The sequence below is a fragment of the Bacillus sp. S2(2019) genome, from assembly GCF_005144805.1.
In the GTDB taxonomy this organism is placed as follows: domain Bacteria; phylum Bacillota; class Bacilli; order Bacillales; family Bacillaceae; genus Bacillus; species Bacillus altitudinis.
The window spans coordinates 74,895-97,164 of record NZ_SWFL01000004.1; the positions used below are offsets into that span (position 1 = coordinate 74,895).

Here is a 22,270-nt window from a genome sequence, read left to right on the forward strand (position 1 = left end):
TAAGTAGAAATCTATTTAATATAAAAACAAATATATTCACATAAAAATTTTGTGTTGTTAGTATGGGACAAAATGAAATTAGGTCATAGTAGCCCTTGCATGGTCTATTTTCATGCATGATCTTTCGCACATTCGGGTATAGTGCATGGTAAGCATAAATGAAGCGGAGGTTTGTTTGATGAGTGGATTAACAGATACAGTCACATTAGCAAACGGAGTGAAAATGCCGAAGCTTGGCTTTGGTGTATGGCAAGTAAAAGATGGGGATGAGGCTGTAAATGCAGTCAAAGACGCACTTGAAGCGGGTTATCGCAGTATAGATACAGCAGCGGCCTATCAAAATGAAGAAGGTGTAGGCAAAGCCATTCAGCAATCAGGCATCTCTCGCGATGATCTGTTCATTACGACAAAAGTCTGGAATAGTGATCAAGGATATGAGTCAACGCTTGAAGCCTTTGAAACAAGTATGAACAAACTTGGTTTGGATGTATTGGATCTTTATTTAATCCATTGGCCGGTTGAAGGTAAATATAAAGAAACGTGGAAAGCGCTAGAGAAGCTGTATAAGGAAGGCCGTGTTAAGGCAATTGGCGTGTGTAACTTCCATCAGCACCATTTAGAAGATTTATTAGAAGAGGCAGAAGTGGTACCAATGGTCAATCAAATTGAGCTGCATCCGAAGCTGACGCAGGAGCCTTTACGTGACTACTGCAAGGCAAAAGGCATTCATGTAGAAGCATGGTCGCCATTAGGCAGCGGGAAACTTCTTAATCATCCGGTGCTTCAAGATATTGCGAAAAAGCATGAGAAGTCAGTGGCGCAAGTCATTCTTCGCTGGGACTTGCAGCATGGCATTATCACCATTCCGAAATCGGTGACGAAGAGCCGAATCATCGAAAACACAAACGTATTTGATTTCGAGTTGTCCGCCCATGAAATGAGTGTCATTGATCAGCTCAATGAAGATGAGCGCACGGGTCCAGACCCAGATAACTTCGATTTTTAATATAAGAAAAGCACAGGCGGGATGCCTGTGCTTTTTTATTTGCCCCTATGTTCAGACCGTCTTTTGAGGCTGATAGGTCTCAATGATTTGAATGGCGTCGACAATTTGCTCTTTCGTATAGTCTCCAATCAAACAAAAGGTTTCATCTTTACGTGCAGCATGGTTTGCCACTGTATGTGCTGCTTCCTCTAGCTGAGCTGTGATGCCAAGATCACGCATCGTTCTAGGTAATCCGAGTGTTTGATAGAGCTCAAGTAATTCTTCTACTTCCGTCATACGGTTTTCTGCGGCAAGCTGGACGAGAATGCCATAGGCCACTTTTTGTCCATGTAACACATGATGTGTTGCATCAATAAATGTTAATCCATTATGAACGGCATGGGCTCCTGCCATTCTGCCATAACGTCCTCCATAGCCGCCGACTGTTCCGGCTAACGTAATGATCGTATCTGTTACATCTGCAAAGGCTTGAGAAAGCTGGCCTGTTTTTAAACTGCTAACGGCTTCTTCACTATGAGTCAGAAGAATGTCACGAACGTACACTGCCTGCTTTAATGCAGCATGTACCATGAGCGGCAAGGTGCCTTTTGTGTTACGAATAATGGCTTCCGCTTCATACCATTTTGCGAGCGTATCCCCAATTCCGCTTTGGAGATAGGAAAGAGGAGATGAAAGCAAAAAAGTATGATCAATTAACGTGAGATAGCTGGACCGCTTATGATAGTCGACCCTCATGAAATTTCCCTTGTCATCATAAATGACGCTGAGCGGTGTAGAAGCCGCACATGTCCCAGGAATCGTCGGCACCATGATCACTTCAATTTGGAGAGCGTCGGCAACAGACTTCGCTGTATCTAAAATCGTGCCGCCACCGATCCCGATGATCACATCTGAACTCTTGAGTTCTTCCGCAATTCGTGTGATCGCATTTGGTGAACTGTAACCTTTATGCTGAACAACAGGCCACTCGGATGGAAGCTTTGTGTACTGTGAAAAGGCTTGATATGAGTCATATCCTGTCACTATAGCTGGTGACTGAAAGGGAGTAACAAATGACTCGATTTCATGATAAATCCCCTTTTGAGAAATAAACTGGTTAGGACCGCTTCTGACGATCTCTTCTGGTTGGATCATGGACTTATGCTCCTTTACGAAATCATATAGTTCTTAAATCATCTCATTTTGCAGAAAGTTCTGTCAAATAATCGAACAATATGAGACCATAGACCCTTCCGTTTTATGGAATTGAACTGCTGACATTGCCTTAAGGTATGTATTTCCTGTATGATATAAAATGGTATGTTTTGATTAAATTTAAGAGGTGTTTATATATATGGAAAAACAATATCGTGTATTACTTTACTACCAATATGTCCCCATTGAGGATCCAGAAACATTTACAGCAGAGCATCTAGCATTCTGTAAGGAACTTGGTTTGTTAGGTCGTATTCTTGTTTCATCTGAAGGCATAAACGGAACCGTTTCTGGTACCATTGAGCAGACGGACAAGTACATGCAAGCATTGAAAGAAGATCCACGCTTTGCGTCCATGCCAATTAAAATTGACGAAGCAGATGGTCATGCGTTTAAGAAAATGCACGTCCGCCACCGAAATGAATTGGTGAATTTAAGTCTTGAAGATGATGTGAATCCGCTAGAATTAACGGGGAAACATCTCAGCCCAGTTGAATTTTACGAGCAAATGCAATCACCTGATACGGTTGTGATTGATGCACGTAATGATTATGAGTTTGATGTCGGTCACTTCAGAGGTGCTGTGCGCCCTGACATTGAGACATTCCGTGAATTGCCTGAGTGGATTCGTGACAATAAAGAGATTCTTGAAGGAAAAAAAATTCTGACGTATTGCACAGGCGGCGTACGCTGTGAGAAATTCTCAGGATGGTTAAAGCGTGAAGGCTTTGAAGATGTATCCCAGCTTGACGGTGGAATTGTCACGTACGGAAAAGACCCAGAAGTTCAAGGAAAGCTATGGGACGGTCAATGTTATGTGTTTGATAACCGCCTAACGGTTCCAGTCAATCAAACAGAGCACGTTGTGGTAGGAAAAGATTTCTTCACTGGCGAACCTTGCGAGCGTTATGTGAACTGTGCGAACCCTGCATGTAACCGCAAAATGATTGCAACAGAAGAAAGCGAGCATAAATATATGCGCAGCTGCAGCCATGAATGCCGAACAAGCGAACGTAACCTTTATGTGAAACAGCACAATTTATCTGAAGAAGAAGTTCAAGAAAGACTAGCTGTCATTGAAAAAGAACAAGCAATCTCACAAGGATAAGAGGGTTTCCCTTTTATCCTTTTTTCTTTGGATGATATGTGTTCAGAGGGAAGAGGAAGTCATTTCCTCTTTCTTTTTTGTTTTGTTTTTTTCAAAATAAGGGTAAAGGTAGTTAATCAGTCTAATAGATTGAACAGTTGAAAAAGCGCTTTCTTTTGAAATAAGCATGTTCGACTATTTCAGAAAATGGAGAATTGAGAGATAATATAACAGGCAAAAAAATGAACAAAGATAAAAGTTCAGATCAGAAAGTATTTGCTAATGGAATGAAAGGTGAGCTGCTATAAAAGAAAGGCGCTTGCTCGACACATCTCTGTATTTTAATCGAAAGGTGTTATGAACATGAATCATTTGCATCGTAGGATGGGAACTTTCGCTTTAATGATGGTAGGTCTTGGCTCAATCATTGGTTCAGGATGGCTCTTTGGTGCGTGGCGGGCTGCTCAAATCGCCGGCCCTGCTGCTATTTTGTCATGGTTGATCGGGATGGTTGTTATTTTATTTATCGCATTGTCTTATAGTGAACTCGGGTCGATGTTTCCAGAGGCAGGCGGAATGGTCAAATATACGCAATATTCACACGGATCTTTTATTGGATTTATCGCCGCTTGGGCAAACTGGATTGCGATTGTCTCAGTGATTCCTGTTGAGGCAGTGGCCTCCGTTCAATACATGAGCTCATGGCCTTGGGAGTGGGCAAAGTGGACAAGCCATTTGGTCACAAAAGGGGTTTTGACGACCGAGGGGCTCATGGTGGCAAGTGTGCTGCTGGTGATTTATTTTCTGCTCAATTATTGGACAGTTGGGTTGTTTTCAAAGGCGAATACATTCATTACGGTTTTTAAAATCGTCATTCCAGGATTAACAATTGGTGCGCTCTTATTCGTAGGTTTTCATAGTGAGAATTTTACTTCTGGAACAAGTATTGCGCCGAACGGCTGGGCGAGTGTGCTCACAGCTGTGGCAACATCGGGGATTGTGTTTGCTTTTAATGGCTTCCAAAGCCCGATTAATATGGCAGGAGAAGCGAAAAATCCAGGGCGTTCGATTCCAATCGCCATTGTTGGATCGATTTTGATTGCAACGGTCATTTATGTGCTGCTGCAAATCGCTTTTATTGGCGCTGTCGATCCATCAATGATTGTGAATGGCTGGGGGCATTTGAATTTCAACTCGCCATTTGCTGACCTTGCCATTGCGCTAGGGATTAACTGGCTTGTCCTTATTTTATATGCAGATGCGTTCGTTTCTCCTTCTGGCACAGGGATTACGTATACGGCGACGACGTCTCGTATGATTTATGGGATGGAAAAAAACAAGTACATGCCGAGTGTACTTGGCCGTCTGCACCCAATTTACGGTGTGCCTCGTCCAGCGATGTTTTTTAATTTGGGTGTATCGTTTATCTTTCTGTTTTTGTTTAGAGGCTGGGGGGTTCTCGCTGAAATTATTTCTGTGGCGACCCTGATTTCCTATTTGACAGGACCTGTGACAGTGATGACGCTGAGAAAGACGGGCACAGATTTATATCGTCCACTGCGAATTAAAGGACTCAGCATCATTGCTCCGCTTGGTTTTGTCTTTGCATCATTGACACTGTACTGGGCGAGATGGCCGCTGACGGGTCAGGTGTTGTTCATTATTCTCATCGGTTTGCCAATCTATTTTTACTATCAAGCAAAAGCGAAGTGGAAGGGCTTTGGTCGTCACTTTAAAGCAGGTGCTTGGATGGTTGTGTATTTGCTTGTGATGATGACGATTTCCTGTCTCGGCAGTGATAAATTTGGCGGGTATAACGTCATTCATTATGGTTGGGATATGGCACTTATTGCAGTTGTGGCGTTGTTATTTTATATGTGGGCACTCAAAAGTGGATTTGAAACAGAGTTTTTAGAAGATGCGAAAAAAATCAATGATGAACTGCGTGCTTCTCAGAAAGAAGCCGCCTCATCTAAGGAATAACGGAAGGGCTGCCTGAATACTGAGGGCAGCCTTTTTATTTGGATGGATGATCCATGACATGCTGCTTTAGCCAAGTGGTAACGCCGTGTAGAACGGTGGCTGTCACAAGACAGATAAGCGCATATCTCCATAGCTGATCTAAGCCTTGTCCACTAAGCCAAAAAACAATACCTAGAATAAAGAGAGTCAGAATGAACATGAATAAAAAAGATGCTGACCAGAAAAAAGCCTTCATCGAAGGTCACCTCCTCGAGGTATTGTATGCAGGCTGAGGGAGGATCAGACCAGCAAGAAAGAAGTAAAAATATCGTGAAATCTATTTCAAAAGTCAGATAAAAACGCCAAGTGATTTGACAGTTGTGTTAAGATGAGAGCATATTTTGAGTGTAGATGGCTGGTTATAGACGGAGGTGTTTGGAGATGCAGATTCAAAAGGTTCTAAACAATAATGTCATTAGTGTGATAGATGAACAAGGAAAAGAAATCGTCGTCATGGGCAGAGGCATCGCTTTTCAAAGACGTCCCGGCGATCCGGTGGATGAGGCGTTAATTGATAAAGTGTTCCGCCTAGAGGATCATTCCGTACATGAACGGATGAAAATGCTGCTTCAAGAGGTTCCGTATGATGTCGTCAAGGTGACCGAGGAAATGATCCAATACGCACATACAAAGCTGAACCGAAGATTAAACGAAAGTCTGCATGTATCGCTGGCAGACCATATTCATTACGCCATTGAACGATTAAAGAAAAACCACTTGATTGAGAATTCGCTGATTTGGGAGATTAAACGTTTATACAAAGATGAGTTTCTTGTGGCGAAAGAATGCCTTGAGATGATTGAAGATCGTCTTCATATTGAACTGCCTGAAGATGAAGCGGGCTTTATTGCCATGCACATCATTAATGCAGAGCTCAATGAAGACATGAATACAACGGTCAATATCACGAAAGAAGTGAATGCCATACTGACCATTGTGAAATATCACTTGAACATGGAATTTGATGAAGACTCGCTCAACTTTTATCGTTTTCTCACACATTTACGCTTTTTCGTACAGCGTCTCATCAACGAAACGTTACTCGTCAGTGAAGATCAAGATTTATATCAGCTGATTAAAGTGAAATATCCGAAGGCGTACGATTGCGCAAAGAAAATCGCGGAATATGTGTATCAAACGTATCATCGCGACCTGACATCAGAGGAGATGCTCTATCTATCGATTCATTTGAATCGACTCATCAAACGAGAAAAATAAAGATAGAATTTTAAAAGAAAGCGTTGACATCACAAAAAGTGAGTGGTACTATTTGCTCATAAACATAAAAGAATACGGTTTCACAATGATCGTCTTAGAGGATTGTGACTGTTCGGCAGGCAAAACCTAAACGTTCACTGAAAAAGCGCAATAGCAAGTTGCGACTATTTTTGGTGCCCGTTTAGGTTTTTATTTTGCCTAAAAACGTATTTTTTTGAAAAAAAGGGGGTTTTTGTATGAGTCATCGTCAAATAGCAGAAGACATTATCAAACATATCGGGACAGAGAAAAATGTTCATTCATTGGTTCACTGTGCCACAAGACTTCGCTTCACATTAAATGACAGATCAAAAGCAGATAAAGCGGCCATTGAAAAATTAAATGGTGTGGTGACTGTCATGGAAAGCGGCGGCCAGTTTCAGGTGGTCATTGGCAACACCGTACCAGAGGTATATCGAGAGATTGGGGAGTTTACGAATCTATTAGAGGATTCCACTTCTTCATCTGCTAGATCAAGTGAAGAAAGTACAAGTCTTTTTGGAAAATTCGTCGACATTGTTTCTGGAATTTTCACACCGCTTCTAGGTGTCATGGCGGGTGCCGGTATTTTAAAAGGACTTCTAGGCATCTGTATTAATGCAAAATGGTTATCTCCTGAAGATACGTCGTATCAAATTTTATTTGCCGCATCAGACAGCTTGTTCTACTTCCTGCCGCTGCTGCTCGCATTCACTTCTGCTAGGAAGTTTAAAGCGAATCCATTTGTCGCTGTGACGATTGCAGGTGCACTGATCTACCCGACTATTCAAGAGCTCACAAAAGGCGGCGGAGATGTGTCGTTCTTCGGCATTCCGGTTGTCTTAATGTCTTATACATCAACGGTTATCCCGATTATTTTGGCAGTGTTTGTGATGGGATATATCGAACGTTTCTTTAACAAAGTCATTCATGAAAGTGTGAAAAACTTTATTACACCACTGATTTTACTGGTCACGGTCGTTCCACTGACACTGATCGTATTTGGACCATTTGGTGTGTATGCAGGGAATGGAATTGCAGCCGTCCTGCTGAAAGTATTCTCCTTTAGCCCTACACTTGCCGGTGCTTTAATTGCGATGGCATGGCAGGTTCTTGTCATCTTCGGTATCCATTGGGGGCTTGTGCCAGTCATTTTAAATAATATTGCGGTTCATGGAAAAGATCATATTAAGCCGGCCACTGCGCCAGCTGTATTTTCACAAGCCGGTGCTTCAATCGGTGTTATGCTGAAAACAAAGAACAAAAAGCTGAAATCATTAGCTGGATCGACAGCGGTTTCTGCTGTATTTGGAATTACAGAACCTGCTGTATACGGCGTCACACTTCGTTTGAAAAAACCATTTATTGCAGCGGTGATCTCTGCCGGTGTCGGTGGTGCCATTATCGGTTATTCACAAAGTATTGCGATCGCGTCAGGTCTTCCGAGTTTACTGACACTTCCGATCTTCTATGGTCAAGGATTTACAGGATTCTTAATCGGAATTTCCGTTTCATTTGTCCTTTCAATCGTCTTAACCTATTTGATTGGATTCAAAGATCCTGTGGATGAAGAAGATGCTCCTGCAGCTAGTTCTGCACCAGCATCTGAAAATGAACATGGTGTCAAAGCAGCTCATGTGAAAAGTCCTTTATCTGGCGAAGTCATCAAGCTAGAAGAGGTGCAGGATAAAGCCTTCTCATCTGGCGCATTAGGTAAGGGTGCAGCCATTATTCCATCAGAAGGCAAGCTGTTTGCACCAGTAACTGGAGTCGTGACAACGGTATTTCCAACAGGACATGCATACGGTCTCACCTCTGAAAGTGGAGCAGAAGTACTCATTCATATTGGACTGGATACTGTACAACTTGGGGGCCGACATTTTACGCCGAAGGTTGAGCAGGGCCAAACGATTACAGAAGGTGAACTGCTTGCGGAGTTTGATATTGAGGCCATTCAAGCAGCAGGTCTTTCTGTCACAACACCTGTGATTATTACCAATTCCGGTGAATTTAGCGATATCATTGAGACAGAAGAAAAACAAGTGACACCAGGACAATCATTTTTACACTTAGTTTAAGAAAGGGAGGACATAATCATGAGATATTCAACACTAGCACCATTTCCAAAAGACTTTTTCTGGGGCGGATCGACTTCCGCCTATCAAGTAGAAGGTGCATGGAACGAGGATGGCAAGGGACCTTCAGTCATTGATATGAGAGAAAGCTATCCTGAAGGAACAACTGATTTTAAGGTAGCCAGCGATCACTATCATCGATATAAAGAGGACGTGAAGATGTTTGCAGAAATGGGCTTGAAGGCTTATCGTTTCTCCATTGCATGGACACGTATCATTCCAGATGGAGATGGGGAGATCAATCAAAAGGGAATTGACTTCTACCATTCTCTCATTGATGAATTGCGCCGCTATGACATTGAACCAATTGTGACGATGTATCACTTTGATTTACCTCATGCGCTTCAAGTGAAAGGCGGCTGGTCAAATCGTTCGACAGTCGATGCGTTTGAACGTTATGCGGAGGTTTTGTTCCAGGAGTATGGCGAGAAGGTAAAATATTGGCTGACGATTAATGAACAAAACATGATGATCTTACATGGATCAGCATTAGGTACACTGGATCCAAATTTAGAAAATCCGAAAAAAGAACTATATCAGCAGAACCACCATATGCTTGTGGCACAGGCGAAAGCCATGACGCTTTGTCATCGTTTGCTGCCTGAGGCGAAAATCGGACCAGCGCCAAACATTGCCCTAATTTACCCGGCATCTCCAAAACCTGAGGATGTCATTGCTGCGGCTAATTACAATGCGATCCGCAACTGGCTATATCTTGATATGGCGGTATTCGGTCGCTATAACAACCTTGCATGGGCATACATGAAGGAAAAAGACATTCTTCCTGTGATTGAAGAGGGAGATATGGATATTTTGAAAAGTGCAAAACCAGACTTCATTGCCTTTAACTACTACACATCTCAAACGGTTGAAGCGAGTAAAGGAGATGGCAATGATGAATTTGCCCGTGGCGGAGATCAGCATTTAAAATCTGGTGAAGATGGCGTCTACAAAGGCGGCAACAACCCGTTCTTAAGTAAAAATGCATTTGGCTGGGAGATTGACCCTACCGGTTTCCGATCAACGATGCGTGAGATTTACGACCGCTATCAGCTGCCTCTTATTATTACAGAAAACGGGCTAGGCGCTTTTGACAAGTTAGAAGCGGATGGATCGATTCAGGATGATTATCGAATTGATTATTTAGAAAAACATATTGAACAAATCAAATGGGCGATCACTGACGGTGTTGAGGTATTCGGGTACTGCCCATGGTCAGCCATCGACTTAATCAGTACACACCAAGGCTGCTCAAAACGTTATGGTTTTATCTACGTCAACCGTGATGAATTTGACCTGAAAGACCTGAAGAGAATTCGGAAAAAGAGCTCTTATTGGTATGAAACATTGATCGAGCAAAATGGAGAGAACATCGGGAAATAACAGAAAAAAGCCAGTCACCTTATTAGCGGGTGGCTGGTTTTTTTTGTTCACTCTATTGGCAAGAGCATATTGTTCGAATTGTTCTAAAATGTTAGTCTAATGATATATTGTAAAAATTGGTTTATTATCCATTATAAGAAAGAGGGTTATGTAGATGATGACGATCCTTTATTTGTTTTTCTTATTGTTCTTTCTTTTTTATGCTTTAAACTATATTGGTCAGAAATTAATTGCGAAGGAACACCCAATGAACCACGGATTGATTGTGACGCTGTCAGCTGTGGAAGGTATTCTTGTTTTTGTCCTTGTTGGACTCAATGAGAAATTTCCTTTTTTTTAAATAATAAATCAAAGAAAATTTATTTTATAAGCCATGAAACATAAAAAAGTAAAAAATACCTGCGGAAAAGAAACTCACTAATCATGTAAGATTAGTGAGTTCTTCAAATCATAGCCGTTTAAAATGTGGCTTTATATTCAGCACGCCACCAGCCGTCTCCCATATCTACTCTTTGCTGAAGAATCCATAGTAAGTTGTCTTCAGTAAATGAAGTTGGAAAAGCGTTAAAATCTTGGCCATAAATATATCTTGTGAAACTCGCCTTAGTTGAGGCATCATCTGTTATTCTTACATTTTGATTAGAACTTGTAGTAACTGGACTAGTAGCAAAAGCAGGAATAGAACTTCCAAGTAACGCCACAGCCAACGAAGAGGTAATTAGTACTTTTTTAATAGACATAATTAATCACTCCTAATTAATTTTTTCACTAACAATATATTAAATTCGTACATTAATTAAAAAGTCCTCCTATAAAATGAAAATAAATACAATAATTGGTTTTATTGGTATATAAAAGTGGATTTTTTCCAATCCATTCAGGTTCAGAACATGAACTAGATCGTAACATGCCTTGGAATACAAATGTGACATTTGGTTTAATTGTGGTGATACCCGTAGTTATAATTACAGTGATAATCTACTTTATAAAAAGCAAAAAAAGTATAGCAATGTATCTAGCTAAAGAGGAGGCTCTATGACAATATTTGTCATAGAGCCTTTATAGTTAATCACTTTATTTATTGCGTCATCTATCAACATCAACAAATATCTTGCAAAGGAATTACGAAAAAACACTAAGATTGTTAAAAGATAACCGAATAGAGGAGGTTCAATCAATCATCTATGTCCGATCACATCTTACTCTCTACTATCATTATACCCCGAATTTAATCTCATTTATAGACTGTTTTCCGCCCGCATCAGGCCGTATACTGTTATACGCAAGTCAAAAACGATAAGGGATGTGGCTGTATGAATGACAAGAAAGATGTTTTAGATCCTGGGCCGTTTTTTCATGGGACGAAAGCGGAATTGAAGATTGGGGACCTGCTTGAACCGTTGCATTTATCCAATTATCAGGATAAACAATCGAACCACATCTATTTCACCGGAACATTAAATGCAGCCAAATGGGGAGCTGAATTAGCCCGGTCTGATTCCAAAGAGAGAATTTATGTTGTAGAACCGACAGGCGAGTTTGAAGATGATCCGAATTTGACGGATCAAAAGTTTCCAGGGAATCCGACCCGTTCTTATCGATCGACATCCCCTTTGAAAATTGTCGCAGAATTAGGCGCTTGGGAAAGACACTCCGATGAAGAAATCAATCATATGCTGACGTCGTTAAAAAAGTTAAGGGAAGAAGGAAAAAATGTCATATACGATTGATTCGTATGTGAGGAATAGATGAATAAAAGGCCGCCCGATTTCACTTGGGCGGCCTTATGTGCTATTGAAACAGGACATGCATCAGCTCATCAAATGTCCTTGCATGTGTCAAGGAGTGAAGGCGGTCAGGACTGTCTAATAAATCGACAGCTTGTTCAAAAAATTGATTCATGCAGGCAGCGTCGTCTTTCTGAATGGCTAACAAGAAAATCAGAGATACTTGATCGCCCTGCCAATCAATTGGCTGTTTCAATCGTGCAATTGCCACGCAGGAGGTGCCTTCATTTGTGATGAGCGGGTGAGGCATTGCAATTCCCTTGCCAAGATAGGTCGATGACATTTGCTCCCGCTCCAGCACGGAGGAACGAAAAGAAGATGAAACAAGCTGATGCGCCTCCAGCCGGCTGCAAAGCGTATCTAATACCTCTTCTTTGCTTGAAAGGTTCACATCCAACAAGGTCAATCGTTCTTGGAAAAAAGCCATCAGCTCCTGCGAAGGGAAACCGTGTCCGTTTAACAGGTGAATGACCTCACTCACACGCTGGACATCATGATGTTCAAAAAAAGCATTCACTTGAATGATTGGCTTCCCCTTTGGTGCGAGAGGTACAGTTGTAATAATCACATCACATGGCAAAGTGGTGCTAAAAGCGTAATCCTGATAAGAATAAAGCTCAACAATCTCAAGCTCATGTTGAAAGGCCGCCTTCAATTTAATTTCAAGCAGCCGTGCCGTTCCTAGTCCAGACCCGCATACAATAATGGCCCTCTTTTTTTGTGAGGTGTCAAGATGACTTCTTTCAAATGAAGCAGCAATATGTAAGGCAACATATGCCGCTTCATCTTCATTTGGCGTCCGCACCAGCTGTAAGGCATTGAGTCCGCTGACGGCCAAATCAAACGGATAAGGATAAGAAGTTTTGATCTCATGCAAAAGCGGATTTTGTAAAGACACGCCGTATTGAATTCGATTTAATAATGGCTTCATATGCAGCATCAAATCTTGACGCAGGATATCGTCATCTACAAAACGATGACCGCTTGTTTTTTCAATGTGCTGGAGAAATCGTGTCACTGCCTGACGTACTTCTTCTGTTGTTTGGTGCTCATCGATTTCTTTCCACGTTTGATTCGCCAAGAGATGCATCACCAAGTAATCTGTTTCATCCTCTGATAAGGTGACATGAAACGTGTCGTTTATTTGATGCGTGATCTTTTGAGCGATTCTTGTTAACACTGGCGGTCTTTGTGTATGAGTGATACTGGCGGGTATCCGCTGTTTTTTTTGCGTTTGTTGAATGGCAATCGCTAAGTGAATCACTAAATTCTTTAGGGCAATATCTTTAATGAGCAGTGATTCTTGATATAGATTTGTCAGCACAATGGATCGAATGGTTTCAAGTGAAATGTCAGGGAAATGAAGCTGTTCCCGCTCAGTTATATGAGATAGGGCGGGTTCTTCTTCAAGCAGTAAGTCTGCGTAGCACGTCCTTTTTTGCAATTCGTCTCCGTCTACTTTTAAGCCAAGTCCAGGCTTTGAGACAAGGGTCATACCGTAACGGGCTAACAGCTCCCGTCCTTTTTTTAAATCACTGCTGACCGTCATACGGCTGATGAACAATTCTTCTGCTAATTGATCAATTTTTAAGTAGTCTGATTGAAGCAATAATTTTCTCATCATAAATCGTATGCGCTCTTCTGGCATGACGGGTACGAGAGAGCGGGCAGGAAGCTTTTGCTGATGAAGCCAAAGCAGGAAAGCGTCTTGGTCACTTGTTAAGAGTGTATACCCTTTCCCGCGGATGGTCTTGATCATGGCTCCAGCTTGTGTTAACAGTTCGTTTGCTTCTTTGATTAAATTGCGGATGGAGCGGTCAGATAAGCGAAAAGAGGCAGTGAGCTCCTCCAGTTTCACGAACCCTTTCGTTTCAAATAGCCGCTGAATGAGCTGGTAGGTTCGAGTATCTGCCGTCATCATCATTGCGCCGCTCCTTGTTCCTTTAAGGCATCAGCTCCAAGGGCAATGGCTCCCATTAAACCAGATAATCCGTCAAAGAAAGGCTTTGTGACGATTTCATTTAATGGCTTTGGTAATTGTAAGTAACCATGAAGGCGCTTGTCTGTTTCTTCAAGGATGAGCGGCAGCAAGGCCGGCTGTTTCATGACACCTCCACCAAATATAATGCGTTCTGGTGAAAGGGTGAGTAATAAATTTGCGGTCATTTGCCCGAGATAATAAGCTTGAAGTGACCAGGCTGGATGCTCTTCTGGCAGCATTTGTGCCAATGTATGATAGCGGCCTTCTATGGCAGGTCCAGATGCCAGTCCCTCTAAACAATCATGGTGGATCGGGCAGCAGCCCCCATAGGTGTCATGAGGGTGGCGCTGAACGGTGATATGTCCCATTTCTGGATGAAGCAGTCCGTGGATGAGGCGGTTTTCAATATAGGCACCGCCGCCGATTCCCGTCCCAACCGTGATATAGATCAAGGAATTTGGTCTGTCTGTTTCCGTTGAAAAACGAGCTTCACCAAGCGCCGCACAGTTCACATCCGTATCAAGCTTCATAGGGAGACCGAGTGCTTGTTTTAAGGTTGAGAGTAATGGAAATTGGCGCCAAGCTGTTTTGGGTGTTTCGAGAATCGTTCCATAGCTAGGGCTGTGTTCTTTTACATCGACAGGTCCGAATGCGCCTATGCCAATCGCATCAACTGGATGCTCTGTAAAGTATTCGATCACTTGCCGGCATGTTTCTTCTGGGTTCCCTGTTGCAAAGGAAGTCATATGTTCAATCGTTCCGTCTGTTGTTCCGTAGCCGCAGACAAATTTTGTACCGCCTGCTTCGATGCCTCCAATTCGCATGATCAATGCCCTCCATTAAAGAGGGGCGGAATCCAAATGGATCCCGCCCCTACATGTTCATTTTTTCTTTACAATGTAGGTTTGTACCTGACAAGGTGTGAGCGGTTCAATGTGTAATGATCCATGTTGTGCTTTCAGTATATGTCCTTCAGGTGTTTCGCCTAAATTCGCTGTTTCTCCATGTTGTAGAGATGAACTATTGATTGAAGCGGCTGTTTGACGTGTTAAATATGGATTGAAGAGACGAATGACAATGCCTGTTCCATGCTCTTCCTTTTTCAAAGCGCTTAGAACGGCCCCGTCTGTCTCAATGTCAAGCAGGCTATAAGTAGATTGTAAGTCTTCTTTTTCATCTCGGAAAGAGAAAATTAAACGACCGTTTAAAAAGTCTGCCCGCTCGTAGCACTGAACCGGGGTGGTGTAACGTTTAGCAAGTTGAGCCAAGTGTCCTTCACTCACCGCTTCTTGGCTATAGTGCATGCCAAAGGAGAATGATAGCGATCCTTGAAGCTGGGCGTCAGGTGTTTCCACGATTTTTTCTCCAGAAGCCCGGCCAGGACGGTAAAGAAGGTTTTCTTTCCCCATTTTTCCGAAACAGCGGAAGAGTGTGTAAGCAATGGTTGTGTAGCCTGCGCCTGTGATTTGGTATTCTCTGACGCAGTCCGTCAAAAGAGAGACACCATATGCTTCATCGCGAAGTGCAACAAATGATTGCATGGGTTCAATGGTAATCGGTTTTTCTTCCCAATGTTCATTGTTCCACCATTCTAGCTCTTGCATCAGCTCCGTTGGACGTTCGATGGTGCCAAACTGTTGATCGCTGAGTGATACGTTTGACTCAATACCTGTATCAAAGAGCACCCGTAGACGGTGGTCTAGCGCATGGTTGTCCACATTCACATGAAAACGGATGACCGCTTCATCTTTATTTAAAGCCACCTTCGCTGTGATCGGGAGGGAAGTCGTCACCTTTTGCTTCGAACGTTCCTCTAAATCATATGGGACAGTCAATTGAAGCTTGATGGTGAGCTCTTCCTGTAAACGGCTTTTAGATACGGTGATGTCTGCTGATGAGATATCTTTAGATGATACATAAAGATCCTCACGCGGTGGTGAATAGTTATAAGAATCCCCATCATCTCCGTTGTCTTCAAAGATCATTTGCTCAGAGAACGTTCGTCCAGTCTGTTTATCCGTAATTTCTAATGACCCATTGTCATTTGCTGCAATGCGGTAAAACGTATTTTCAATGACACGACCTTCTGTTTTTTCAAAAATGGATTCACTAGATTCATCGAAAACCATGCTGACTTGTGTATAACCAACGGATGGCAAGTCGACTGTTTCAATGAGTAAAACAGCTTTCCATACTTGCTTTGGCATGTACACCTCTTTGCTTGGGTTAAGTGAAATCTGCTGTGCTAAGACATAATCTGTCACATCGGTTTTGCTTTTGACTGTGTAGTGAAGAGTTCGTCCATCAGTGTCTTTTAGTGTAAATGGACGTTCTGTGATAAAGGTTTCGATTTCAATGACTTCAGAGCGCTTTGAAGGCAGTGTATTAAATAAAGTGAACGTGATTTCTTGCTCAGTTTGCAGCCGGATGGCGATGAGACGCATGTGTAAGTCCACCAGGTTCTCGGCAATTTCTTTTGCCTGCTTGTAGCGGAAGAAAACGTCTTGATTTGTCGTGTCACTGTTACAGCCGCCAATGCTGTCATGCGCTGCATTTTCAAACATGAGGTACCAAATGTCACGTACGGTGTCATGCGGGTAATCGTGTCCGAGTGAATAGCTGATTGTAAGAATTGGCTCCATCACATTGACGAGATAGTTTTCAATTTGGTTGTTTAAGATTTTCAAATCTGCTCTTGTTGAAAAAATGGACTTATGAATTCGCATATGCTTGGCATGAATGAGTTCTCCTTCTAATGTCTCAAAAGAAGTCCGCTCTTTTTTCACTGCTGCAATGTAATCTTCTAAACTGCTGATTTGATAGTGGTGCTCGTCTATTTCATTGGCTTTTTCTAATAAGTCAGGCAGGTTTTTACGAATAGGCGCCTGGTCAAAGCCATTTGGGAAATAGACATTCTTTGTCGTGGCTTTTGCTTGCAGCGCCCCGATTTTTTCAGAAAGAAAGGCTTGCAGGTCTTCATCCTTCTCAGGAATATTTCCACCATAGTAGTAGCCAAATGGCAGATTCACTGCAAACACTTCACTGCCATCAGCCCCGCGCCAATTAAATTCTGTGTGATTCGTCATATGATCAGAAACGCCGCGCCAAAAGGCTGTGTCGACAATACCAAAGCCTTGATAAATTTGAGGCATTTGTGCAGATTGACCGAAGGAATCAGGGACATAACCGACCTTCATGACATGTCCAAACTGCTGACAGCGCTCAATCCCATATTGCAGGTTTCGTACAATCGATTCCCCAGAAATAACGAGCTGATCCGTTTGTGTATACCACGGACCGATGATGAGGCGTTTTGCTGTGACGAGATGTTTAATTCGATCCTCATCCTCTGGTCGCCATTTCAAGTAATCATCTAGCAAGGATGCTTGTGCATCGAGCATGAAGTAATGGAATCGTTCATCTGTTTCGAGGGTGTCCAATATGTCCATTACGCTTTTCATTAAATAGATACGGGAACGGGAGGTGGTAAAATACCATTCCCGGTCCCAGTGAGTATGTGGAATCACATGTACATTGACAGTCATTGTGTAACGACACCTTTCTTTGTTCAAATTATCCTTCTAGCACAAGGTCAAAATCATCTTCTTCTTTCTGCTTCTGATCATGTTCTGGCTTTTGGGGTTCTTTTTTCTCAGAGAAGTTCACAAGCAGGTTGGCGCCAATTCCAATAACAAGTGCGCCAGTTAGCGCGCCGATTAAATACGCCCACCAGTTTCCTACTGAGAAGAATCCGTATAGTCCGCCAATTGGCGGCATGATGTCATGGACACCTAATAAGGCAGCGACCCCGCTTCCAGCAGCACAAGCGACGACATTCAGCGGAATCAATTTCAAAGGATTGACGAGTGTAAAGGGAATGGCTCCTTCTGTAATCCCGATAATCCCCATCACAAGACCGCCTCGTCCGGCTTCTCTAAACGTAGGAGAGAAGTTGCGTTTTCGAATCAATGTCGCAAGCCCGTATCCAAGCGGAGGAATGACAATCGCGATATTGACGAGAATGGCAGGAAGATAGACACCTGATAGGAAGAGCGCGTTACCAGCCATCCAAGCTGATTTATTCACTGGGCCGCCAAGATCGAAGCCAATCATTGCACCTAGAATGAGAGCAAGTGCGAGTGTACTTGTTCCATCTGCGACCATGCCTTTGATCCATTCAATTAATGCGGTGTTCAAAGCCCCTAATGGACCGCCTAGCAGAACGGACATGAGAAGTCCGGTTAAGCCAACAGTAATGAGCGGTAAAATGAGCAGAGGGACGAGTCCGGCTGCAGAGCCTTGAATTTGAATTTTTCTTTTCACAAAGAGAGCGACATATCCGGCAAAGAAACCTGCAATGACGGCGCCGATAAAACCAGCATTTGTTGAGCTGGCAAGAGCTCCGCCGATAAAGCCGGCCGCAAGACCAGATTTATCCGCAATCGAATAGGCAATAAAGCCAGCGAGCAGTACGTTCATTAAGCCAATGCCTGTCCAGCCAACCTGTTCCATCAAATAGGCACCATGTAAAATGCCGCCTGCATCTTTATAGGCGTTTAAATCTGACACACCAAAACCTAACCCGACTAGTTTGGCTAAACCAACGATAAGTGAAGCTCCGATGATCACCGGAAGAATATAAGAAATACCGGTCATGAGGTGGCCTTCAATGACTTTTAATTTTGCTTTCATTCTGCTTTGCTCCTTTCTATATGGCATTGCTCTTGTTTATTGGGATTCAGATTTTTTCTTTTCAACCAGCGCAACGGCTTTTGTGATGATTTGCTCGGCATTTTTTAGGGCGCGTCCGATTTCGACACGAACAGTAGGAATACCTGAGAAGCGTTCAGCGTCGTTAATATGCTGATTGGAGGCGATAATGCAAAGGTCTGCCTGCTTGGCTTCCTCTGCTGTAATGCCATTCACCTGTCCCATAATTCCTTGTTGCTCGATTTTAATCTCGTGTCCAAGCTGTTTACCCGCATTCTCTAATGCTTTTGCTGCCATTGGTGTATGAGCTAACCCTGCTGGGCATGAAGTGACACCGACAATTTTCATTGTGTAATCCCCTCTTTCAATTGTTGTTCAATGACTTCGTAATAATAGTCTGCTGTTTGACCGGGTTGAATCTTTTCGATGAAAGCAGGCTCCATTAAACTTGTGGCAATGCCAGACAGTAATTTGAGGTGTGTGACATTGGCCTCTTCTAGTGGAACGAGCAGTGTAAATAAATAGCTTGTTGGCAAATCGTCGAAGCTTCCCCAATCAATGGGTTGTTCAAGTTCTAAAAAGAGAAGTGAAGCCGTTTGAACAGCAGAGCTTTTTGTATGAGGAATCGCAAAACCTTGCTGAAGTCCTGTTGAGACTTCGTCTTCGCGTTTCAACAAATCTGTTAATAACCCTGACTGATCATCTGTAATGTGAAGGTCTTCAGCTTTCTCGGAAATGTATTGTAAAATCTCATTCTTTGATCGACCGTTTACTTGTGTAAAAACATGATCTTTTTGGAACAAGCTGATCCCTTCTCTCTTGTTTGTTAAGCGCTTACATTTTGATTGTAATGTACTTTTCGATATGGTTAAATAGCATCATTTTCCGTTTGAAATGGCAAAAAGTTTATGAAGCGATTAGACTAGCCATCTGAATATCTCAAATCCTAGCTTAAAACGAGTTTAATTATGTCAAAAATAGATTCTACTAAAAGGGATTCTGTGATATTCTTCCAAGGTATTGTAAAAGATAAGGGGGTCTTTTCATGTTTAAAAAGCAGGTCAAATCCTGTGTGGTTGTACTCATGGCCATCATTCTATGTATGGCTGCATTACCTGGGTACGAAGCATCAGCAGCTAGTAAAGGCACAAGTGTCAATGAAGCCATTGGGTTGAAAGATGGTGAAGTCATCTCAGGTACATTACAGAATGAAAAAGAAGAGTCATGGTACCAAATCACGCCATCTGCAGATGATGTGGCAAAACATACACATATGCAAATTGCTGTCAAAAGCAAACAAGTGTTATCTGTATCGGTCTACCCAAGTAAGGATAGAGCGATAAAGGATGACACTTATTCGAGATATCGTGTGGACACAGCAAGTGGAGAGACAGAAATCAACTTCCCGCATGCATGGTCAGGTCCTTACTATGTCAAAGTGCTGTATTTAGGTTCAGAAGAAGACAGCCGTGATGAGGAAGAGGATGCAGCATATACAATCGGGTATAAAGGCGCGAATCTTCCGCCATCTGAACCGATTTTCCCTGAAGAAGAAGAGCCAGGGATCATCATTATTGAGAAAAAGCATGGACGTCAAATTCTTCAATCCATTCGTACGATCGAAGACAAACGATTCAATGAAACAGCCGATGGTCAGAAGCTTACACGTCTGCTACAAAAAACAAAGCCGTTTCTTAAATCTAAACTCATCAACAATCAAAAAAAGCAGCAAACGGTGTACAATCATTTGCTTACATTAAAATCATTGCTGAATGACGTAGAGAAAAATGGTGCATTCAGCGGTCATATCGTCACAGAGAAAGAGCAACAGGCGATCCGTTCCCTTTTTGATATGCTCAAAGAGGCAAGTCCAGCCTATCTAAAAAAGGAATTAGAAACAGTGGGACAAAAAGTAGGAATCGATCAGCTTGAAGGAAAATCGATCGGTTATGTATTAGAGAAACAAAAGCTTGTTCCAGAAGAAAAGGTCAACACAAACAAAATCATCTTTAAATTAAAGGATGGACAAACGCTTCAATCCGCAAAAAAGAAGATGAAAGGCTACGGAATTCAAGAAAACCGTGTGACATCTCAGTCAGTAAATCCTTTATTTAAAGGAATGTATGTTTACGATGTACCGGCAGGGAAAGAATCAGCTGGCAAAACGCTTAAAGCAGGCAAAGCTGTGATCAAAAGCACGGCGAGAAAGCTTTCTAGTATGCCGAATGTTGAATTTGCAGAGCCTGTACAAACGTATCGTGCGCTCAGTAATGACGCGCAGTATGGTTACCAGTGGCCGCTGAAAAACAGTGCGCAGAACAGTGGGAAAAAAGGCGCTGATGTGAAGTTTGAACAAATGAATACATTGATTGGCACAAGCAAAATGAAGCAAACGTTAATTGCTGTTGTGGATACAGGTGTCGACAGCCGTTTGTCCGATTTAAGCGGAACGGTTCGCACAGACTTAGGTGCTAATCTGATTGGCCGTAATAAAGATGCAATTGATGACAATGGCCACGGTACCCATGTGGCAGGTATCATTGCAGCAAAAGCCGACAATCATTACTCCATGGCAGGGCTGAATCAACATACAGGTATCATCCCAGTCAAAGTGCTGGATGCGTATGGAAATGGAGATACAGAGCATATTGCTCTTGGCATTAAACATGCAGTGGACAAAGGTGCAAAGGTCATCAACATGAGCCTTGGTGGCTACTATAGCAAGGTCATTGAATATGCGATGAACTATGCTGCACAAAAAAATGTATTAGTGGTAGTGGCGAGCGGAAACGATGGCATTCCAGAAATGGGTTATCCTGCGACTTCCAAATATGCCATGGCAGTTGGTGCAAGCAATCGCATGGATATTGCCGCTGAATTCTCAAGCTATGGGAAAGGATTAAGCATGTCTGCACCAGGGTCCGATATCCCAAGCTTAATGCCTGATGGGAATGTTTCATACTTGAGCGGGACATCAATGGCTACACCGTATGTTGCAGCAGCAGCAGGATTACTGCTTTCTAAAAATCCAACCCTGAAACCAAACCAAGTGAGAAATATTTTACAAAATACAGCGGATGATATTTCATTTAAAGCTGTTGATGGAACAGATGACATTTTCTATGATGAAAATGACGAGCCTGTTGTCGATCCGAAAATTCCGGGTATCGATTGGATGACTGGACATGGCAGACTCAATGCTTTTGCCGCATTAAGTGCTGTTGAATTAAACGCATCAGTCAGCAAAGTAGAAGATCAGCATCAAAAGGTGACAGGAAAGGCGAAAGCCGGCGCTGCCATTTCTGTGTATAGAGGCAAAACCCTGCTTGGAAAAGGCACGGCAAGCAAAAAGGGAACCTTTAGTGTGAAGATCAAGCATCAAAACAAAAATAAAGTGCTTCACATCAAGATATCAAAAGGAAAGGCTGCGACTTCGCTCAAAACGGTCGTGAAAAAGGGCAAAGCACCAGCTAAGCCAAAGGTGAATCGAGTAACAGTGAAAAGTAAAACGGTCAAAGGAACTGCGGGTGCAGGCTTGACAATCAAGGTGAAGAACAAATCAAAGAAAGTCATTCAAACGGTCAAAACCAATAGCAAAGGCGCATTTACGGCTAAAATCAAGCCGCAAAAAGCCAAAACCGTCTTGTATGTGACGGCTTCAGATGTGAGAAAAAGAGAAAGTAAAGCAGTGAAAGTTGTTGTGAAAAAATAGTTTTGCAGCTTCCCTTT

At 42.6% G+C, this 22,270-nt stretch carries 18 protein-coding genes; 9 read left to right on the forward strand and 9 right to left on the reverse strand.

Translation table 11 applies throughout. The annotated features are described in order from the left end of the window. The first annotated feature begins 178 nt into the window (after positions 1-178). Positions 179-1,006 (forward strand): aldo/keto reductase, encoded by an 828-nt coding sequence (locus FBF75_RS15215; RefSeq protein ID WP_039963249.1) that lies wholly within the window; start codon positions 179-181, stop codon positions 1,004-1,006. Between the two features lie 51 nt (positions 1,007-1,057). On the opposite strand, the gene FBF75_RS15220 is transcribed toward FBF75_RS15215, so the two are convergent. Then, positions 1,058-2,140 (reverse strand): iron-containing alcohol dehydrogenase family protein, encoded by a 1,083-nt coding sequence (locus tag FBF75_RS15220; protein WP_136944893.1) that lies wholly within the window; start codon positions 2,138-2,140, stop codon positions 1,058-1,060. Between the two features lie 199 nt (positions 2,141-2,339). Between FBF75_RS15220 and trhO the strand changes: the two genes are divergently transcribed. Beyond that, positions 2,340-3,308 carry an oxygen-dependent tRNA uridine(34) hydroxylase TrhO gene (trhO, locus tag FBF75_RS15225; protein ID WP_007498459.1) on the forward strand — a complete coding sequence of 323 codons (969 nt, stop codon included), beginning with the start codon at positions 2,340-2,342 and terminating at the stop codon, positions 3,306-3,308. Positions 3,309-3,650: 342 nt separating this feature from the next. Then, on the forward strand, positions 3,651-5,270 hold the full coding sequence (locus tag FBF75_RS15230) for an APC family permease (RefSeq protein WP_024719047.1): 1,620 nt from the start codon (positions 3,651-3,653) through the stop codon (positions 5,268-5,270). A gap of 34 nt (positions 5,271-5,304) precedes the next feature. Here the strand turns inward: FBF75_RS15230 and FBF75_RS15235 are convergent, their stop codons facing one another. Then, the gene (locus FBF75_RS15235) at positions 5,305-5,505 is read right to left on the reverse strand and encodes a hypothetical protein (protein ID WP_008343859.1); all 201 of its coding nucleotides are present in this window, start codon (positions 5,503-5,505) and stop codon (positions 5,305-5,307) included. 185 nt (positions 5,506-5,690) lie between these two features. Between FBF75_RS15235 and licT the strand changes: the two genes are divergently transcribed. From licT to FBF75_RS15255, 4 genes are all read left to right on the forward strand, one after another. Continuing rightward, positions 5,691-6,527: a BglG family transcription antiterminator LicT gene (licT, locus tag FBF75_RS15240; protein ID WP_017358738.1), complete on the forward strand. Its 837-nt coding sequence runs from the start codon at positions 5,691-5,693 to the stop codon at positions 6,525-6,527. Between the two features lie 236 nt (positions 6,528-6,763). Further along, positions 6,764-8,623 (forward strand): beta-glucoside-specific PTS transporter subunit IIABC, encoded by a 1,860-nt coding sequence (locus FBF75_RS15245; protein ID WP_136944894.1) that lies wholly within the window; start codon positions 6,764-6,766, stop codon positions 8,621-8,623. 18 nt (positions 8,624-8,641) lie between these two features. Further along, on the forward strand, positions 8,642-10,063 hold the full coding sequence (locus FBF75_RS15250) for a glycoside hydrolase family 1 protein (protein WP_008343856.1): 1,422 nt from the start codon (positions 8,642-8,644) through the stop codon (positions 10,061-10,063). 154 nt (positions 10,064-10,217) lie between these two features. Then, on the forward strand, positions 10,218-10,403 hold the full coding sequence (locus FBF75_RS15255) for a hypothetical protein (RefSeq protein WP_058336295.1): 186 nt from the start codon (positions 10,218-10,220) through the stop codon (positions 10,401-10,403). Between the two features lie 118 nt (positions 10,404-10,521). On the opposite strand, the gene FBF75_RS15260 is transcribed toward FBF75_RS15255, so the two are convergent. Then, positions 10,522-10,803: a hypothetical protein gene (locus FBF75_RS15260; protein WP_025206666.1), complete on the reverse strand. Its 282-nt coding sequence runs from the start codon at positions 10,801-10,803 to the stop codon at positions 10,522-10,524. Positions 10,804-11,376: 573 nt separating this feature from the next. Here FBF75_RS15260 and arr point away from each other — a divergent pair. Then, the gene (gene arr, locus FBF75_RS15265) at positions 11,377-11,793 is read left to right on the forward strand and encodes an NAD(+)--rifampin ADP-ribosyltransferase (RefSeq protein ID WP_007498448.1); all 417 of its coding nucleotides are present in this window, start codon (positions 11,377-11,379) and stop codon (positions 11,791-11,793) included. A 61-nt stretch (positions 11,794-11,854) separates the two neighbouring features. Here the strand turns inward: arr and FBF75_RS15270 are convergent, their stop codons facing one another. Genes FBF75_RS15270 through FBF75_RS15295 form a run of 6 tightly spaced genes read right to left on the reverse strand, consistent with a single transcriptional unit; the run spans position 11,855 to position 19,344 of the window. Further along, positions 11,855-13,774 (reverse strand): BglG family transcription antiterminator, encoded by a 1,920-nt coding sequence (locus tag FBF75_RS15270; protein ID WP_136944895.1) that lies wholly within the window; start codon positions 13,772-13,774, stop codon positions 11,855-11,857. Continuing rightward, positions 13,771-14,655 carry an ROK family protein gene (locus FBF75_RS15275; RefSeq protein WP_136944896.1) on the reverse strand — a complete coding sequence of 295 codons (885 nt, stop codon included), beginning with the start codon at positions 14,653-14,655 and terminating at the stop codon, positions 13,771-13,773. The genes FBF75_RS15270 and FBF75_RS15275 overlap by 4 nt, the downstream gene beginning before the upstream one ends. 57 nt (positions 14,656-14,712) lie before the next feature. Continuing rightward, positions 14,713-17,376 (reverse strand): mannosylglycerate hydrolase, encoded by a 2,664-nt coding sequence (gene mngB, locus FBF75_RS15280; protein ID WP_136944897.1) that lies wholly within the window; start codon positions 17,374-17,376, stop codon positions 14,713-14,715. A 28-nt stretch (positions 17,377-17,404) separates the two neighbouring features. Continuing rightward, positions 17,405-18,523 carry a PTS fructose transporter subunit IIC gene (locus FBF75_RS15285; protein WP_017358746.1) on the reverse strand — a complete coding sequence of 373 codons (1,119 nt, stop codon included), beginning with the start codon at positions 18,521-18,523 and terminating at the stop codon, positions 17,405-17,407. Positions 18,524-18,559: 36 nt separating this feature from the next. Next, positions 18,560-18,889, reverse strand: coding sequence for a PTS fructose transporter subunit IIB (locus FBF75_RS15290; protein ID WP_007498438.1), 330 nt, complete (start codon positions 18,887-18,889; stop codon positions 18,560-18,562). Beyond that, positions 18,886-19,344 carry a PTS sugar transporter subunit IIA gene (locus FBF75_RS15295; RefSeq protein ID WP_008342176.1) on the reverse strand — a complete coding sequence of 153 codons (459 nt, stop codon included), beginning with the start codon at positions 19,342-19,344 and terminating at the stop codon, positions 18,886-18,888. The genes FBF75_RS15290 and FBF75_RS15295 overlap by 4 nt, the downstream gene beginning before the upstream one ends. A gap of 242 nt (positions 19,345-19,586) precedes the next feature. Here FBF75_RS15295 and FBF75_RS15300 point away from each other — a divergent pair, with 242 nt between their 5' ends. Next, positions 19,587-22,253 carry a S8 family peptidase gene (locus tag FBF75_RS15300; protein ID WP_060832033.1) on the forward strand — a complete coding sequence of 889 codons (2,667 nt, stop codon included), beginning with the start codon at positions 19,587-19,589 and terminating at the stop codon, positions 22,251-22,253. Positions 22,254-22,270: the final 17 nt, after the last annotated feature.

What these genes read in the sequence shown, in the direction of transcription:
- FBF75_RS15300 (WP_060832033.1), top strand. Translation starts at nt 19,587, where the DNA reads ATGTTTAAAAAGCAGGTCAAATCCTGTGTGGTTGTACTCATGGCCATC.
- trhO (WP_007498459.1), top strand. Translation starts at nt 2,340, where the DNA reads ATGGAAAAACAATATCGTGTATTACTTTACTACCAATATGTCCCCATT.
- FBF75_RS15285 (WP_017358746.1), bottom strand. Translation starts at nt 18,523, where the DNA reads ATGAAAGCAAAATTAAAAGTCATTGAAGGCCACCTCATGACCGGTATT.
- FBF75_RS15215 (WP_039963249.1), top strand. Translation starts at nt 179, where the DNA reads ATGAGTGGATTAACAGATACAGTCACATTAGCAAACGGAGTGAAAATG.
- FBF75_RS15260 (WP_025206666.1), bottom strand. Translation starts at nt 10,803, where the DNA reads ATGTCTATTAAAAAAGTACTAATTACCTCTTCGTTGGCTGTGGCGTTA.
- mngB (WP_136944897.1), bottom strand. Translation starts at nt 17,376, where the DNA reads ATGACTGTCAATGTACATGTGATTCCACATACTCACTGGGACCGGGAA.
- FBF75_RS15230 (WP_024719047.1), top strand. Translation starts at nt 3,651, where the DNA reads ATGAATCATTTGCATCGTAGGATGGGAACTTTCGCTTTAATGATGGTA.
- FBF75_RS15220 (WP_136944893.1), bottom strand. Translation starts at nt 2,140, where the DNA reads ATGATCCAACCAGAAGAGATCGTCAGAAGCGGTCCTAACCAGTTTATT.
- FBF75_RS15255 (WP_058336295.1), top strand. Translation starts at nt 10,218, where the DNA reads ATGATGACGATCCTTTATTTGTTTTTCTTATTGTTCTTTCTTTTTTAT.
- FBF75_RS15270 (WP_136944895.1), bottom strand. Translation starts at nt 13,774, where the DNA reads ATGATGATGACGGCAGATACTCGAACCTACCAGCTCATTCAGCGGCTA.
- FBF75_RS15290 (WP_007498438.1), bottom strand. Translation starts at nt 18,889, where the DNA reads ATGAAAATTGTCGGTGTCACTTCATGCCCAGCAGGGTTAGCTCATACA.
- FBF75_RS15245 (WP_136944894.1), top strand. Translation starts at nt 6,764, where the DNA reads ATGAGTCATCGTCAAATAGCAGAAGACATTATCAAACATATCGGGACA.
- FBF75_RS15235 (WP_008343859.1), bottom strand. Translation starts at nt 5,505, where the DNA reads ATGAAGGCTTTTTTCTGGTCAGCATCTTTTTTATTCATGTTCATTCTG.
- FBF75_RS15275 (WP_136944896.1), bottom strand. Translation starts at nt 14,655, where the DNA reads ATGCGAATTGGAGGCATCGAAGCAGGCGGTACAAAATTTGTCTGCGGC.
- licT (WP_017358738.1), top strand. Translation starts at nt 5,691, where the DNA reads ATGCAGATTCAAAAGGTTCTAAACAATAATGTCATTAGTGTGATAGAT.
- FBF75_RS15250 (WP_008343856.1), top strand. Translation starts at nt 8,642, where the DNA reads ATGAGATATTCAACACTAGCACCATTTCCAAAAGACTTTTTCTGGGGC.
- arr (WP_007498448.1), top strand. Translation starts at nt 11,377, where the DNA reads ATGAATGACAAGAAAGATGTTTTAGATCCTGGGCCGTTTTTTCATGGG.